The organism is Akkermansia sp. RCC_12PD (genome assembly GCF_036417355.1).
Classification (GTDB): Bacteria; Verrucomicrobiota; Verrucomicrobiia; order Verrucomicrobiales; family Akkermansiaceae; genus Akkermansia.
Genome location: NZ_CP143889.1, coordinates 2,667,337 through 2,682,741 on the forward strand (window position 1 = coordinate 2,667,337; position 15,405 = coordinate 2,682,741).

The 15,405-nt window shown below is 51.7% G+C and carries 9 protein-coding genes and 1 tRNA gene; 7 read left to right on the plus strand and 3 right to left on the minus strand.

Annotated elements, in window-relative coordinates; genetic code table 11:
* Nucleotides 1-23: 23 nt before the first annotated feature.
* The gene (locus V3C20_RS11270; RefSeq protein WP_130084590.1) at nucleotides 24-683 is read right to left on the minus strand and encodes a sugar transferase; all 660 of its coding nucleotides are present in this window, start codon (nucleotides 681-683) and stop codon (nucleotides 24-26) included.
* Nucleotides 684-1,204: 521 nt separating this feature from the next.
* On the opposite strand from V3C20_RS11270, the gene V3C20_RS11275 reads away from it, so the two are divergent.
* From V3C20_RS11275 to V3C20_RS11295, 5 genes are all read left to right on the plus strand, one after another.
* A complete protein-coding gene (locus V3C20_RS11275) occupies nucleotides 1,205-3,730 on the plus strand; it encodes a DNA translocase FtsK (protein WP_161981408.1) in 2,526 nt (841 codons plus the stop codon).
* 29 nt (nucleotides 3,731-3,759) lie between these two features.
* A complete protein-coding gene (locus V3C20_RS11280) occupies nucleotides 3,760-4,371 on the plus strand; it encodes a hypothetical protein (protein WP_130084588.1) in 612 nt (203 codons plus the stop codon).
* Nucleotides 4,372-4,455: 84 nt separating this feature from the next.
* Complete coding sequence (gene rbr, locus V3C20_RS11285) at nucleotides 4,456-5,031, plus strand: rubrerythrin (RefSeq protein WP_130084587.1); 576 nt, start codon at nucleotides 4,456-4,458, stop codon at nucleotides 5,029-5,031.
* An 89-nt stretch (nucleotides 5,032-5,120) separates the two neighbouring features.
* Nucleotides 5,121-7,781, plus strand: coding sequence for a cytochrome c biogenesis protein CcsA (gene ccsA, locus V3C20_RS11290; protein ID WP_130084586.1), 2,661 nt, complete (start codon nucleotides 5,121-5,123; stop codon nucleotides 7,779-7,781).
* A gap of 174 nt (nucleotides 7,782-7,955) precedes the next feature.
* A tRNA-Val gene (locus V3C20_RS11295) sits at nucleotides 7,956-8,030 on the plus strand.
* A 416-nt stretch (nucleotides 8,031-8,446) separates the two neighbouring features.
* On the opposite strand, the gene V3C20_RS11300 is transcribed toward V3C20_RS11295, so the two are convergent.
* Nucleotides 8,447-8,806: a hypothetical protein gene (locus tag V3C20_RS11300; RefSeq protein ID WP_205125335.1), complete on the minus strand. Its 360-nt coding sequence runs from the start codon at nucleotides 8,804-8,806 to the stop codon at nucleotides 8,447-8,449.
* A 149-nt stretch (nucleotides 8,807-8,955) separates the two neighbouring features.
* On the minus strand, nucleotides 8,956-9,558 hold the full coding sequence (locus tag V3C20_RS11305; RefSeq protein ID WP_330935383.1) for a hypothetical protein: 603 nt from the start codon (nucleotides 9,556-9,558) through the stop codon (nucleotides 8,956-8,958).
* A gap of 16 nt (nucleotides 9,559-9,574) precedes the next feature.
* Here V3C20_RS11305 and V3C20_RS11310 point away from each other — a divergent pair, with 16 nt between their 5' ends.
* Entirely contained in the window at nucleotides 9,575-14,650 is a 5,076-nt protein-coding gene (locus V3C20_RS11310; protein WP_330935384.1) for an RHS repeat-associated core domain-containing protein, read from the plus strand.
* A gap of 10 nt (nucleotides 14,651-14,660) precedes the next feature.
* Entirely contained in the window at nucleotides 14,661-15,134 is a 474-nt protein-coding gene (locus tag V3C20_RS11315; RefSeq protein ID WP_130082881.1) for a DUF3592 domain-containing protein, read from the plus strand.
* Nucleotides 15,135-15,405: the final 271 nt, after the last annotated feature.

Sequence of the window (15,405 nt, forward strand, 5' to 3'; positions counted from 1 at the left end):
AGGAATAATGGAAGGGGGGGATGTTAGAAGGATCTGGTCGCCTCCGTGGTAGAGGGGAGGGAAAGATCGTTCTGCAGAAGGGTTTTCCCCAGTTTGTTCTGGAAGGCTTCGTTGCATTGCTGGATGCCTTCCCGGACCAGGACTTTCCGGGCTGTCCGGAAGACCAGGGAAATATCCAGCAGGAAGGAAACGCGGCGCACGTAAAGTACGTCGTAGCACAGGCGGCGGCAGAAGGGAATTCCGTTGCGTCCGTGGATCTGAGCCATGCCGGTGATGCCCGGCCGGACGGAATAGCGCTGGCGGCAATAATGAGGAGGAAGGGTTTTCATCTGGGAGGGAATCCAGGGGCGGGGGCCTACGATGACCATGTCTCCTTTCAGGATGTTGATCAGTTGGGGAAGCTCATCCAGCGAATTGGTGCGGAGGAAGTTGCCGAGCGGGAACAGTCTCTGGTTGTCCGGAAGGAGGCACCCATATTCGTCACGCGCATCCGTCATCGTTTTGAATTTGATGATTTTGAACAATTTTCCCTGATATCCAACGCGCGTTTGAAGAAAGAAGGGGGATTTTCGCGTGAATAAAAGAAGAAGCACAGATATCGTTAGCAGCAGCGGGCTGAGAATGACAAGCGCTATCCCGGCGAACAGGCTACTGATGACAGGTTTGCAGATACGCATGTACATAAAGGCTAGGGCACAAATAGCGGATTGCAAATCCGGTGTCAATAGTAATCATTAAAGAAAAAATACTTATTTGACATGTCTCTGAAAATTATAAAGACAAAATTATAAAAAAATATGTTCTATTTTTGAAATAAAATATTGATAAATAACATGTTGCATAATATTTTAGTGTTCCCCATTATTTTGATAGGATTTGCAATCCGTTGAATATTTTCTTATATTCGGGTGTGAATTACATATAATAATTTTTTTGTTACAAAAGTTTCGTTGAATTTACAAAATCAATCGCATAATAGAAACGGAATGGGGAAATTTGAGTTTGTATTGTTTTTTGACGCGGAGGGAGTAATTCCACAGGAAAAAAAACTCGGTGTTCTTTGATTTTCGGGGAGGGGCATGCGTCATGTTTTTTTCATGATGGAGCTGTTTCCGGCAGACAAGAAATCTTCAGGAGGAAGAGAACAGGTGCCTTGGTTTGGCCTTGAGTTCGGCTTCCGGTATTGTTAATATAGATGCCACGTATGGCATTGGATGCGCAGGAGCGTCATGTATTTGAGCATGAAGAGGACCATCCTCCCGTTTGGATGGGAATGGCGTGGGGAGTTGTTTCCGTACTGGCCGGAGCGGCTTTGCTGGCTTCCATGCTGACTTTTGACGTCCGGGAAATAAGCTGGAATTATCTCAATAAGTCCGGCGAGGTGATGGAAGGGACGACCAATCTTCTGAATGTGGTGGGGCTGTATGGCGCCGGCATCGTTTACTGGGTGCTGGGGGGAATGGCCTGGATGCTGGTGATTTTGCTGGCCTGGTGGGGATGTTACCGTTTTACCCACCGCGGACAGCTGACCCGCGGTGTGATCTATGGTGGCGTCTTTCTGCTGGTGAGCGGGTGCCTGTTCCTGACTGCCGGCCATGTTACGGGGGCGGAATGGGTAGAGCGTCATCAGGTGCTGGGCGCCGGGGGCCTTGTCGGCAATCTTCTCGGAACGAATCTCCTGATTCCTTTGGCGGGAGTGTCTGTCATTCTGGCTGTTTCCGGGCTGGGATACATCATTGCCTTGATCTATGCGGCGGGCCTGCGGCTCCGTCCCCTTTTCCGCGCTGTTCTCCGGGAGTTCCGCTCATGGAGAATGAACAGGAAAGAAAAAAAGATGGAACGCCGTTCCTCCCAACTGGCCAGAGAAGCAGCCCGCGTGAGAGCCAGCATGCAGGATGCGGCCCTGTCCTCTCCTCCTTCCGCCAGACGGAGCCGTGCGGCTTCTTCCCGCTTGCACCGTACCGGGGATGATCTGGAAGGGTTGTATAATGAAGTGGCCGCCGCTTCTTCTGTCCGGATGTCCGCATCTTCCAAAAAATCTTCCGCTTCGCGGACGCAGGGGAACCTGCCGCTGACGACGACTCCGAAAATCACAGTGGCGGAGCCTGCGGAAATCAAGCCTGCGCCCAAGGTGCAGCCTTTCGCCAAAATAGCCACGCCGCCTACGGAGGAATTCAAGGATTATCAGCTTCCCGGTTTCGAACTGCTGCATTATGAGGAAAAGCCGGACGGACCCACGGATGCGGACCGGGAGGAAATGCTGGAAATCCAGCAAAAAATCATTGAGACGCTGACGACGTTCCGCGTGGATGTGACGCCGGGGGACATCACCCGCGGCCCGACCATCACCCGGTATGAGGTATACCCCGCGCGCGGCGTGCGCGTGAACACGTTTGACCAGTACTCCAAGGATATCGCACTGGCGACCAGAGCGGAAAGCGTGAACATCGTGGCCCCCATTCCGGGCAAGGACACGGTGGGTATTGAAATCGTCAACCGCAAAAAGGTGGCCGTTCCGCTCCGGGAACTGCTCCAGGACCCCGAATTCTGTTCTCCCAAAAAGAAAATTCCGCTGGCCCTGGGCAAGGACGTGTATGGGCGCACCGTGATAGGGGACCTGGCCTCCATGCCCCACCTGCTGGTGGCGGGAGCTACGGGCTCTGGCAAATCCGTGTGCATCAACAGCATCATCTCTTCCATGCTGTTGAAATTCAGGCCGGATGAACTCAGGCTGATTCTGGTGGACCCCAAGGTGGTGGAAATGCAGCCGTACTCCAAGCTGCCTCATTTGATCGTCCCCGTGGTGACGGATCCCAAAAAGGTGCCGAATGCCCTGCGCTGGTGCGTGAATGAAATGGAGCACCGCTACCACTGCTTTGCCAAGGTGGGCGTGCGCAATTTTGAAGCCTTCAACAAGCGGCCGCCTGAAATGCCCGCGGAAGAGGAAGAAGAACCGGAATCCGGAGAAGTGGACGAGGCGCTGGCGGAATCCATCGCCCGGGAGCTGGAATCCCAGGGGGAATGGCCTGCGGAAGAGGATGACGAACTGGACCTGGACGACGACGGCGTGATTCCCGAACGCTTCCCCTACATCGTGATCATCATTGACGAGCTTGCCGACCTGATGCAGACGGTAGGGGCGGACATTGAAACCAACATCGGCCGCCTGACACAGAAAGCCCGCGCTGCCGGGATTCACCTCATTGTCGCCACGCAGACGCCGCGGCGGCAGGTGGTGACGGGTACCATCAAGGCCAATATTCCCACGCGCATCGCCTTCCAGGTAGCCAGCGGCACGGACAGCCGCGTGATTCTGGACAGGCAGGGGGCGGAAAAGCTGGTGGGGAAGGGCGACCTTCTGTACCTGCCGCCCGGTTCCGCCCAGGTGGAACGCGCCCAGGGCGCATTTATTTCCGATGACGAGGTGGAAGCCCTGGTGGCCCACTGCGCGTCCCAGGCCAGGCAGAAATTCCATGAAGAGGTCCAGAAGACGCTGGACGAAGCCTCCCATGGCGGAGCGGACAGCCCGCTGGATGACGCGGAGGAGGAATGCTACGCCAAATGCCTGGAAGTGGCCCTTATTGAACGCAAAGTAAGCACATCCCTCCTGCAGCGGCGCCTGAGCATCGGCTACGGACGCGCCGCGCGCATGATGGACCTGCTGGAATCCCGCGGAATCATTGCTCCTGCAGACAACACCAACCGCCCGCGCAAGGTGCTGGTGGAATAAAGGACAACCTTCTTAATTTCCTCTCTGTCATGAATAAAATCCTTTCCGTGTCCGCCCTCCTGGGAGGCATGCTGCTGGCGGCTTCCTGTTCCCAGCAGGTGCAGCCCGTCAAAAAAGCAGGCAGAAGCCCGGTTTACGTTGGAAAAGTGGAGCGGGTTTACCCCCGCCACAACTATGTGCTGATTGCCCTGGCCGGTACCGTGTATGAACCGGGAACAGTGCTTATCTCCCAATCCGCCGGTTCCGGGGAAAACCGGCGTGTCGCCAACCTCATCGTGACGGAAGAGAGAATGGGGCGCACGCGCATTCCGGCGGACATACGCAGCGGCACGGCGGAAAAAGGCGACCTGGTGTTCCTGTACCAGAATCTGGCCGCGCCGGAAAGCTCCGGAAAAACGGGGGAAGAGCCCACAGACACTCCCGAACCCGGAAAGGAAATCACCCCCCCCGTATCTCCCGACGGCCTGCTGCCGCTGCCCGGTGAGCGCCCCGCTGAGCCGGAGGGCCCCGCGGACAAACCTTCTGCAAACCCCGGCGCTCATTCCATTCAGGATGAAATCATGAAAGATCTGGATACCGTTCCGGGTACTTTGGAGGATTCCTTGAGAGCGGTAAGTCCGGAGAAAAAATCGGCAAGGTGATTTTTTAGATTCATTCAATAAATGCTTGTCTTTTGGCATCCCCCCGGTAGGATGAATCCACTTACACAAATTGGTGACTAGTTTATGAAATCCATCAAAGGCACAGAAACAGAAAAAAATCTCCTCAAGGCGTTTGCCGGGGAGTCCGAAGCCCGCAACCGTTACACCTACTTTGCCGGTGTGGCCAAAAAAGCCGGTTACGAGCAGATCGCGGCCATTTTCCTGGAAACGGCTGACAATGAAAAGGAACACGCCAAAGTGTTCTTTAAACTGTTGAAAGACGCCTGCATTGAAGTGACGCATACCGTTTGCACGGCCCCCCTGGAATCCACGGAGGAATGCCTGCTGGCCGCCGCCGCCGGAGAACACGAGGAGTGGTCGGACATGTACCCCGCCTTTGCCGAAGTGGCGGACAGGGAAGGTTTCCCCGCCATTGCGGAAACCTTCCGCAAGATCGCCACGGTGGAACAGCACCATGAAGCCCGTTACCGCAAACTGGCGGAGAACGTGCGCGAAGGCGCCGTATTCGCCAAGAAGCAGGAAACCCAGTGGAAGTGCCGCAATTGCGGTTACATCCACACCGGAGACACGGCTCCCAAGGTATGCCCCGCCTGCGTGCATCCCCAGGCATTCTTTGAAGTGCTGGCAGACAACTTTTAATCATTTTCCAGTCGGAAACATGATTGGGGCCGGTTTCACGATCTGATCGTGTGATCGGCTCCTTTTTTCCATAAGGACAACCCCATATAATGAACAGGGACAGGGAACGCACGGAAGCGGCGTGGAGGACATATAGCCGGAAACTCTGGAAATTCGGCGGCAGTTACGGACTGGGAATCGCCCTGATGCTCGTCCTGCTGGTGTTGACGTTTGCCGGCACTTTGCACCAGGTCCGGCTCGCTCCCTCCCTGGGATCGGAGGCGGCCATAGAATCCTTCTTCGGCGCTCCTTACGTGCTTATTCCGCTGGGAGGGGAACATTCTCTGATTTCCCTGCCGCTGCCCGGCATGGGCATTACATGCGCCCTCCTGTTCGTCAACTTGCTCATAGGCGGCATGTTCCGTGTAAAATGGACGTGGAGGCATGCGGGCATTCTGATTGCCCACGGCGGAATCCTTCTTCTGCTGGCCGGCATCATGCTGGGCAACAGAATGACTGTGGCCGTGGACCAGGTGGAACTGCCGCAGGGCGACCGCGTGCATGAGCGCGAGCTTCCCTTTGACATCCGCCTCAACCGCTTTATTCCGGAATTCTATCCCGGAACATCCAAGCCGAAATCTTATGAATCCCAGATCACCATTTTCCCGGAATCCGGCGGCCATTATGACGCCGTCATCCGGATGAATGAACCGCTGCGGGTGTCCGGCTGGACCCTGTACCAGATGAGCTGGGGCCAGGACTCCCTGCATCCGGGCAGGCTGATATCTATTCTCCGCGCCGCTCATAATCCGCTGGAACAAATGCCCAAATGGTCTTCCTACATCATTGCCGTAGGATTGCTGTGGCATTTTGCCCTGGTCTTCGGTAGATACCTGCGCCGCAAGCCGGAACAAAGGCTGGAAAAGGAGCCCGTTCCGAAACAGTCCGGCGGAAACGTTGAGGGGGCCGGGCTGGGGAAACCCTGGCGTCTGGCCGGTATTTGCGTTTTGGTGGCCGGAATCTTTGCCGTCGGTATGCTGGCGGCCAGGCCGTCCGTCCATACGGTCCATGTGGAACGCTATACGCCCTGGTCTTCCTCCTTGGTGGAAAAGGTGGAGGGCATGGCCGTTCTGGATGGGGGCCGCGTCAAGCCCGCCTCCACGTATGCCGGATTCCATCTGCTCCGGACCTTGGGCAGGAGGAGCTTCTCCATAGATACTCCGGACGGCAGGAAAAAGCTCACTCCGGTGGAGTGGATGCTGGACTGCATGTTCAGACCGGAATTTGCGGAGCAATACCCGGTATTCCTGGTCAACCGGGAGGAAGTGGTGCGCCGCCTGCATCTGCCGGACCAGGCGGACAAAAGGAAAAAATACTCCTATGCCCAGATTGCCGGCCAGTGGGAGGAAATGTCCCATGCCGTGAGGGAAATACGGATGCTGGGAGAAACGCAGCTCACGGAGGCGCAGAAGGAAATCCTGGCGCTTTCACGCAACTTTGACGTGGCGCGCGGCTGGATGCTCTCTTCCCGCATCATGCTGGAAGACCCCTCTGCCATGGAACGGATGGAATTTCCCCGGTGGTTCCCTGTATCCGGACATCATGAAGAACAGAAGTGGACCGCCGTTCCGGGGAAGGGCGTCGGAGCTTTTCTGGCCATGGCTTCCCTGATGGAGCGCAAGGCCATTGAGGAAGAAGAACCGAAAGGCGGAGAGCTGCGCGCCAAGGCGGAAAATCTGCTGATGGAACGGCTGGTACAGCCGAATGAAGCCGCTTCCGCCGGGGAACGGAATGCCCTGAACCGGGAAATTTTCTATTACCGTCTTGACCCGCTGTATGTTTCCCTGGCTGTCTTTGTGGCCGCCTTTGTCTGCCTGGTGGTCTGCGCGCTGTTCCGCCCCATGCGGAATGCTCCGTTCTGGAGGCGTTTTCTGCGGCCCGGCGGTTTCAGCCCGGCGTGGATTCTGGGCGCGGCGGGCGCGGCCGTTCTGGTGGCCGCCCTGACCATACGTGTGCTGATCACCATGAGGTCCCCGGTAGGCAATACCTATGAAACCATCGCCTTCATCGCCTGCATGGGCGTGATCTGCGCGCTGGTAGCGGAACTCTTCAGCAAAAAGGGAATTGTGCTGGCGGCCGGGTTGATCCTGGGGGCGCTCTCCTGCCAGATGGGCATCATGTATGAATCTTCCCAGGCCGTGGACCACATGGACCCGCTCGTGGCCATCCTGCGTTCCAACTTCCTGCTTTCCACCCACGTCATCACCATCGTCCTGGGGTATGCGGCCGGACTGCTGGCGGCGGTGCTTTCCCATGTATATCTGCTGGCCTCCCCCCTGCGCCTGGTCGGACGGAAAACGGAGCAATCCCTGGACCGCATGGCATACGGCATCCTATGCTTCTCCCTGGTCTTCACGCTGGTGGGCACCGTCTTCGGCGGCATCTGGGGCAATGAATCCTGGGGGCGTTTCTGGGGGTGGGACCCCAAGGAAAACGGAGCATTAATGATTGTGCTGTGGCAGCTGACCGTGCTTCACGCCAGGAAAGCGGGGTGGCTTTCTCCGTGGCTTCTCCACTTCAGCAACGTACTTGGCGGCGTCATCATCGCCTTTGCGTGGTGGGGCGTGAACATGCTGGGAGTGGGGCTGCATTCCTACGGCTTCACATCCGGGCGGGATGCCCTGGACATCTTCTATTGGTCGGAAGCTGTGCTTTGCGTCCTCTTCATTATCCTGCATTACCGCGCCCTCCGGCAGGCGGAGATGAGGTAATTTTGTGACGGTTTTCCGTTGACCGACCGGGCAAAAGTGCGGACATGCGGTATTTTCGTTTTTGCAGGAAAGGGAAGCAAACGGTATTACAGAAGTAAAAATGGGAAAAGGAGTTCTTTCCCCATTTTATCCTTGCCGTTTCATCCCGTCTGGCATATACTTCCACTACCTCATGCAGGGATAGCTCAGTGGTAGAGCGGCTGTCTTACACACAGTTGGTCGGGGGTTCGAATCCCTCTCCCTGTACCATTAATAAACCCCACAAGTTATTAAACTTGTGGGGTTTGCTTTAATGCAGTCTTGTATATCAGGTGATTCTGAACAGAGTTAACAAGAGGCTCTATCTTGTTGGGTCAAGGACAGTCTCAATAAGAAATTGAGATGATCAGGAAATCATGGTGTTTTGAAAAGGGATATTTAAACTTGGGTCTCTTTATGTATAATTCCTTTTTACATTTGTCTTGAAAATTTTCTTCCAATGTATTCAGGATGAATATGCAAGTCATTCATATTAAATCAATAAACATTAATATGAAAAGATTCTTTCATAATACGAATTTTGTTTTTCCAGGGGGATTTAATGTCATTTCATGAGAAGTAACTGAAGTCTTAACGTATCAGGCGTCTTTCATTGAGGGTGCCACAGGTTCTACATTGTCTGCAAATCATTTAACAACATGATTTACAAGACAATGAATAATACCCAAATTACCCAGGAACCCCGTTATCCCTTCGTTCCCATGTTCGCCAATGGGCAACCGCAGGCCGACTTCTACGTCAACGGCATCACCGCCCCCGTTCTCATCTCCCCACGTTCCGCTTCCGATGACACTCGCCATGAATGGACCGGGTACCTCAAGATCATGAAACGCGGTACCTATTTCCTTTCCCTGGACGCCGATTCCTCCATCTCCCTGGCCATTCCCTTCAAGAATGTGGAACTGACCAGCGAAGCAAAGGACCTTTCCGTGAAGCCGGAGAGCGTCGTGCTGGAACAGGGGTATTACTGGTGCCGAATCGTCCATGAGCACCATGCCTCCCTGGGCTCAGGACAGGAGTTCTGCATTGCCATTCTTTCCGACAAGGCGGAGGCGCCCGATATCAATTCCTACCTCGACCCCAATGTAACTCCTCCGGACAGGGAAGGGGAGGAAGTCATCACCCTGGTCAATCTTTATCGGGACGAGGAAGAAGAGAATACCTCCAGCAGCTCTTCGGAAGGGGGAGGGGATGATTTTGGGTTTGATCCCAAGTCAAGCAGTTCCAGTTCCAGTTCCAGTTCCAGTTCTAGCTCCAGTTCCAGTTCCAGTTCCAGCTCCAGTTCCAGTTCCAGTTCCAGTTCCAGTTCCAGTTCCAGTTCCAGTTCCAGTTCCAGCTCCAGCTCCAGCTCCAGCTCCAGCTCCAGTTCCAGTTCCAGCTCCAGCTCCAGCTCCAGCTCCAGTTCCAGCTCCAGTTCCAGCTCCAGTTCCAGCTCCAGTTCCAGCTCCAGTTCCAGCTCCAGCTCCAGCTCCAGTTCCCTGTCTTCTTCCTCCAGCGAACCGCCCACCGAGGAAGAACCATGCCCTTGTCCCTGTGACTGTGACGAGGAAGGCGATGAAAACTGCGTCCAGCAACAGCCCACTCCGGGCGACCCCGACGATGAACAGGACTGCCAGGGCAATGCATGCATCAATCTTTCCTCTCCAACAGGACCAACGCCCCCCGCTCCGGTCAGATTCATGCGCATGGCCCGTGCTTCCACTCCCGCTACCCCCGGCTCCAGCAGCGGATTTTCCATGCGCTACAACCACCCCATGGCATGGAGTGCCTCCTTCTCCAAAGACGAACGGCGCGTCACCGTCAAGCGCCCCTCAGGCAGTCACATTTATTTCAAGGCGGAAACGGGAAGCTCCGACGCTTCCCCCATCGGCAGCTCCAGAAAACTGGACTATCGTGTACGTCTGCTCAACCAAGACCTTACTCCCAATCAACAGGGTATGCCGTCCTACATGGATATGACGCTTCCTTCCGGCATGATCCTGCGCTTCTCTTCCTCTACCGGAGAGGTCGTGTCGGTCACCAGTTCTTCAGGACACGTCATGACCGCCGAGGAGTATGCCCGCAAGGTCCAAGTGGCCTACAACCCGGACGGCTCTCTCAGCAGCGTCTATTCCCGGGCCCAGGGGCTGATGCGCAGCATTCCCGGAAACAACAGTCTTGCCCTGGAGTGGTACGCTCCCGGGAATGTCTCTGCATCCCATGATGGGGAATTTGTGGTTACCGGAGAGCCCTACAAGACGGCCGTTTATAGAACTTCCATGGAGGATGGCGTAAAAGTAACTTACATCACCAATCAACGGGCCGGGCAGGAACCGCGGGTTATCGAACGCCGCGAGGAAGGAAACAAAATAAGCATCATCAAGGGAGAAGGAGATGAACGCATCGTGCGCACGATTGAACGCAACGCCCTGCCCGGCGCCAAGTGGGAGCGGATTGAAACGGTCAGGGGCATCAATGATTCCCGGCCTTCCCGCAGCAGGCGCACGGTGAAGAAGTATACCGACGGAGGCTGGCTGACCATCAGCAGCACGGAGGGCTATAATACATCCTTGGCCCAAACGACGCTCTACACCTACAACGACCAGTACCGGGTGTCTCTGGAAATCAAGCCCAACGGGGGCTGCACGCGCTACGAGTACGACGGCCAGGGCCGGGTGATTCTGGAAGCAACGCCGTGGGCTGGAGGCGGAGAGAAGGGAACGCGCACCACTTATGCAGACCTGAGCTTCAATGATTTCAGGCCGGCAACGGAAAGGGAAATCATCATTGCCCAGGACGGAACGGAAACCGTTCTAAGCCAAAGGAGCTATACCTATGAAGAGAGCCCCGAAGTCAACCGCACGACGGTGACAGAAACAGCTCTGGGGTCCGACCAGGTTCACACAAGCATTTCAGAAACTTATGGGGAAGCAGCACAGTATCCCTATGCCCGGGGAAGACAGAAGATGAGCCAGGGCATTGACGGTGTCCAAACTGTCTATACCTATGAAGCCACCACAGACCATGGGGGTGTTCACAAGGTGACGGAAACTGTTCAGGCAAACGGAAGCATCGTTCCCGCTCAAAGCACCAGAACCGTACAATACATTGCCGAAAACGGCACGACCACAAGAAAAGAGCAGTATGTCCACACGGGAGAAGACTGGTCATTGATTTCCACGGAGGACTATGAATACGATGCCGAGCTCAAGCGAATCAAAACAACGAAGGGCAACGGCCGCTTCAGCACGACGGAATGGATGTGCTGCGGTCCCTTGACGGAAACCAACGAAGACGGTGTGGTAACCAGCTACAGTTACAACACGGCCAAACAGTTGGTGGAAACCATCCGTTCAGCCACGGAAACCACGCCTGAAACAATCACGTCCTACACAAAGGATGTTGCGGGAAGAATTCTTTCCATACGAAAAGACATAGGAGCTATGTCGACAGTCGAAAATATGGAATACGACGACTTGGGAAGAATTATTTCCACAACGGATATTCTTGGTCGCACCACCAGAACTGAATACAGCAACGATCAGCTTACAACAACCGTCACCACTCCTTCGGGGGCTATTTTTGTGACGAAAACTTATTATGACGGCTCTACTCTTTGGCAGGGAGGAAACGGACAACAAGAAATTGAAATACAGCTCGAATTGACAGAAGAGGGTATTCTCACCACCACTCTGTCCAAAGGAGTAATTCTCTCACGTACCTTGGAAAATGGTTTTGGAGAAACTATTCGGGAGGAGCAGTCCAATACTCTGGGAGGTTTCATTGTCACTAGAAATGCTTACAATAGCAAGGGTCAGCTTGTACGCATTCAAACAGAGGATATGGCTCCTGAGATAACTGCTTATGACCAATCTGGCTACGAAGTGAGGCGGATTATTCTTCTGGATGAACTTTGTCCGGATGATGTTACAAAAAACAGGATCACGGAGAATACCATACGCTATCAGATCAAAGAGGACGGAGTTTACCGGGTACATACCACGACTAATTACAATGCCAATGGATTTCCTCTTGTTCAGACCGTGGAAAATCTTCTTTCACAATCGGACCCTATGTTAGAAAGCAAGACTGTTTCCACTGATATTTACGGTCAGTTGAGTGTTCAGTGGACAGAATATGCCGCTCCCACCAGACGCATCCAGTTCAACCGGATTCCCACTTCGGACATTGTCGCCAAGTCTTTCGTTGTTGATGGATTTACCATAAATCAAAATGACCATGCAGGCTTACATTCTTCCCAGGAACGTTTCTTCACTTCCTCAGGAATAACCATGAGGAGAACCGATGCACGAGGCAATGTTGCTATCACAGAGTCCGACGTAGCCAGACGAACTACCAAGACGATGGATGCCGAAGGCAATATGACCTCCATTTCTTATGACGTCTGTTGTGATGAACCTGTCTGCATCACTAATGCATTGGGAGGTACTATGTGCTATTCTTATGACATTCGCGGTAGAAAGACGGCTGAATACGGTACTGCCATTCAACCTGCATGTTTCGCGTATGATGACAATGACCATAGGGTTGCATTGACCACTTTCAGGGCGGATGAGGAGGACATTACCACCAATCCTTCCAACCGAACCGACGGGGATACCACCACTTGGCTTTACGATGTGGCTACTGGTTTGGAACTCAGGAAAACCTATGCTGACGGTTCCTGTATTTCCAAAACCTACGACAAGTTTAACCGTTTGGAAACGCTCACTCAAGCCAGAGGTATCGTAACAACCTATGAATATGCTCCGTTCACTGGAGAACTCATCTCAGTCTCCCATAGTGATGCTACCCAACCTTGGCTTTATTCATATAACCATCTTGGTCAGATAATTTCTGTCTCAGATGCCTCATGTATCAGAGAAATCTCTTATGACGTTTATGGGAGAATGCTCCAAGATGTTTCTTTGGGGAAAGTGGAAAGCTGTCTCCAGGAAAAGTATGATTCTTTTGGACGATCCTCCGGATACTATTTCATGCTGGGAACCCGCGTTGTCCAGCACTCCATCCTTGACTATGACCACAAAGGCGCCATAGTCAGGATGAATCTGGAAGGTCTTGATTCTCCCTTTACATGGGAATATGACAAAACCAGTGGCTTCCTTAAAAACATGTCCTATCCCAATGGCGTCGTTCGCAGGAATAGTTATCATCCTTCTCTTAACCTAATGAGCGCTATTGAGTATGAAGATTCCAGGAATGGAAGTGCGGTTGCTCGTTATAGTTATCAGTATGATGAATTGATGCGGCCCACTCAACATCAGGATTATTGGGATGTTGAGACACCCATAGCGGTAAGAAACTTCACCTACAATAACCGCAGTGAATTGATTAATGGACAATTTCAAGCAGAAGGAAATTGCAGCTATCAATATGACAACATCGGTAACCGTAAAATCTCTCAGGAATTGGAAAAGGAATTATTATCATATGGTACCAACCACCTCAACCAATATACGGATATTGCGCAGGGAGAATTAAAGTTTCAACCTGTCTATGACGCAGATGGCAATCAGATCCTTACCAAAACTTCAACAGGAGTTTGGAAGGTAACTTATGATGCCAATAACCGCCCTGTTAGCTTTATCAGTGAAGACGGACGGACCGTAGTTGTCTGCGGATATGACTACATGGGGCGCCGCTTCGAGAAAAAAGTTACTTTCAATGAATCAACTATCAGTCACGTCTATTACCTGTATCGTGGTTATGTGCAAATAGCTGAGATTGATGTGCTGCATCCCGAACCAGTCTTGGAGAAGAGTTATCTATGGGCGCCTACGGAGACGACTGCGCCATTTCTCTTAATGATGACGTGCTGGAAGAATAGTGAGACTGAAACAAGGGAGCATTTTTATTTCATTCATGATGCATTGAAGAATGTCGTCGCTATCGAAGGGGAGCAAAAAGAAAGAAGAGCTTTGTATGAATATCTTCCTTTTGGAGGAATTGCCAGAGAGGAAGGCGATATGGCTCACGTTAACAAATTCCGTTTTTCCTGCGAATACATGGATGATGAACTGGGTGTGGTTTATTATAATTACCGTTATCTTGATCCTCTCAGTGGAAGGTGGATTAGCAGGGATCCCATTCAGGAAAAAGATGGATTTAATTTATATGTATTATTAGGTAATTGTCCCATTTCCACGACTGATGCATTTGGATTATTGGATTTTAATAATTTTTCAAGTGTTGTTATTGCTCTAATTCCAAAGCAGGTGACGCATTCGGCTAAAAGTACACGTCTGGGGGTATGGCCATTGCCGTTTTTCCCTCTTGTTACGATGGAAGTAAACGCCGGTATTGATGTTGTCGTTTCATCTTGTTGTTCATGTGATGGGCAGAAAGGGTTAGTTGCATCCGGAATCGCTTATTTAGAGGGTACGGCGGGTGTAGGTACGAGCATTGGTGGCAATTCCGGCATTAGTGCAAGACGAGAAAAGAAACCGAGAAGAAATGGAACAAGAACTGTATATAAGAAAAAAGGAGATAATACATATACAAAAAACCCAGTAGGAGAAAATACAGGAGATGGAACAGGATCATCGAACGTTGGAGCGGGAGGATGTCCTGAACGCTGTCCAGATGGGAATGGGGATATTTCTTTCCTTTTTACTGTAGGAGCGTCCGGTTTTATTTCCGGAGGCATTGGAAGATTCTCTGCTGGTGTTGCTTTTGATTCTCCTGTTTTAAAATGTTCAGTACCAGGAAGGTGTGAAGCTTTAGACCCGAGAAAGTCTTCATCCGCTTATGCTGTCTATGGCATGGGAACAGGCATGCGTGTACAAGCATATGGAAGAGCCGAAGTAGAGTTGAGTTTAAGAATAATGTAACCTTGATTTCATGAATAAAATATTTAATAATAAACAACTTTTAGTTATTTTTCTGCTGAGTATTTTTGCAGCAGGCATGTTATATATGCTCGTATGGCTGCTGTCTCAAATGAGACTCTGTTGGTCCAGTGAAGAATGGCCGGAAACAAAAGGTACAATTACACAAGTCGAATATAGAAGAAAAAGTGCAGGTTCAGGTATTCATGGTACTTATGTTAATTTAGATATTGACGTAAGATTTGAATGGAAATCAAAAATGTATCATACCGGTAACCAGGGATGCAGTTTTGATATTCCGTATAAGAAATTGCATGTTGGAAAAGAAATCCCAGTTTTTGTCAATGAAAATAATCCTGACGAGTCTCTTTTATCAAAAGGCATCGCGGGATGGATCTGGATGGCTCTGGGAATATGTTTATTATTTTCCTGTTTTTCATTAATGATTATTTTTAAGCAAGCATTTAATTTATTAAAAAAGAAATAAATAATATTCAGTATTCTTCTTCCTTATCAAAGGATTTTTAATCCTATACCTTCTGCAAGCAGCCAGATTTGCAGAAGGTATATTTTTGTTTCTGTGGACGGCAATATGGCGAATTCTTATCTTTAAGACCAGCCAATTGAGTTATTGATAAAATTGGCAGGATGGATTTGAGGAGCAGGGGAATGGAATGTTGTTCCTTCCTTGAGTAAGTTATTCACAGGATTTAATTCTGTTTAATCCAACGAGCCATGAATACAAAATTTTGACGGAT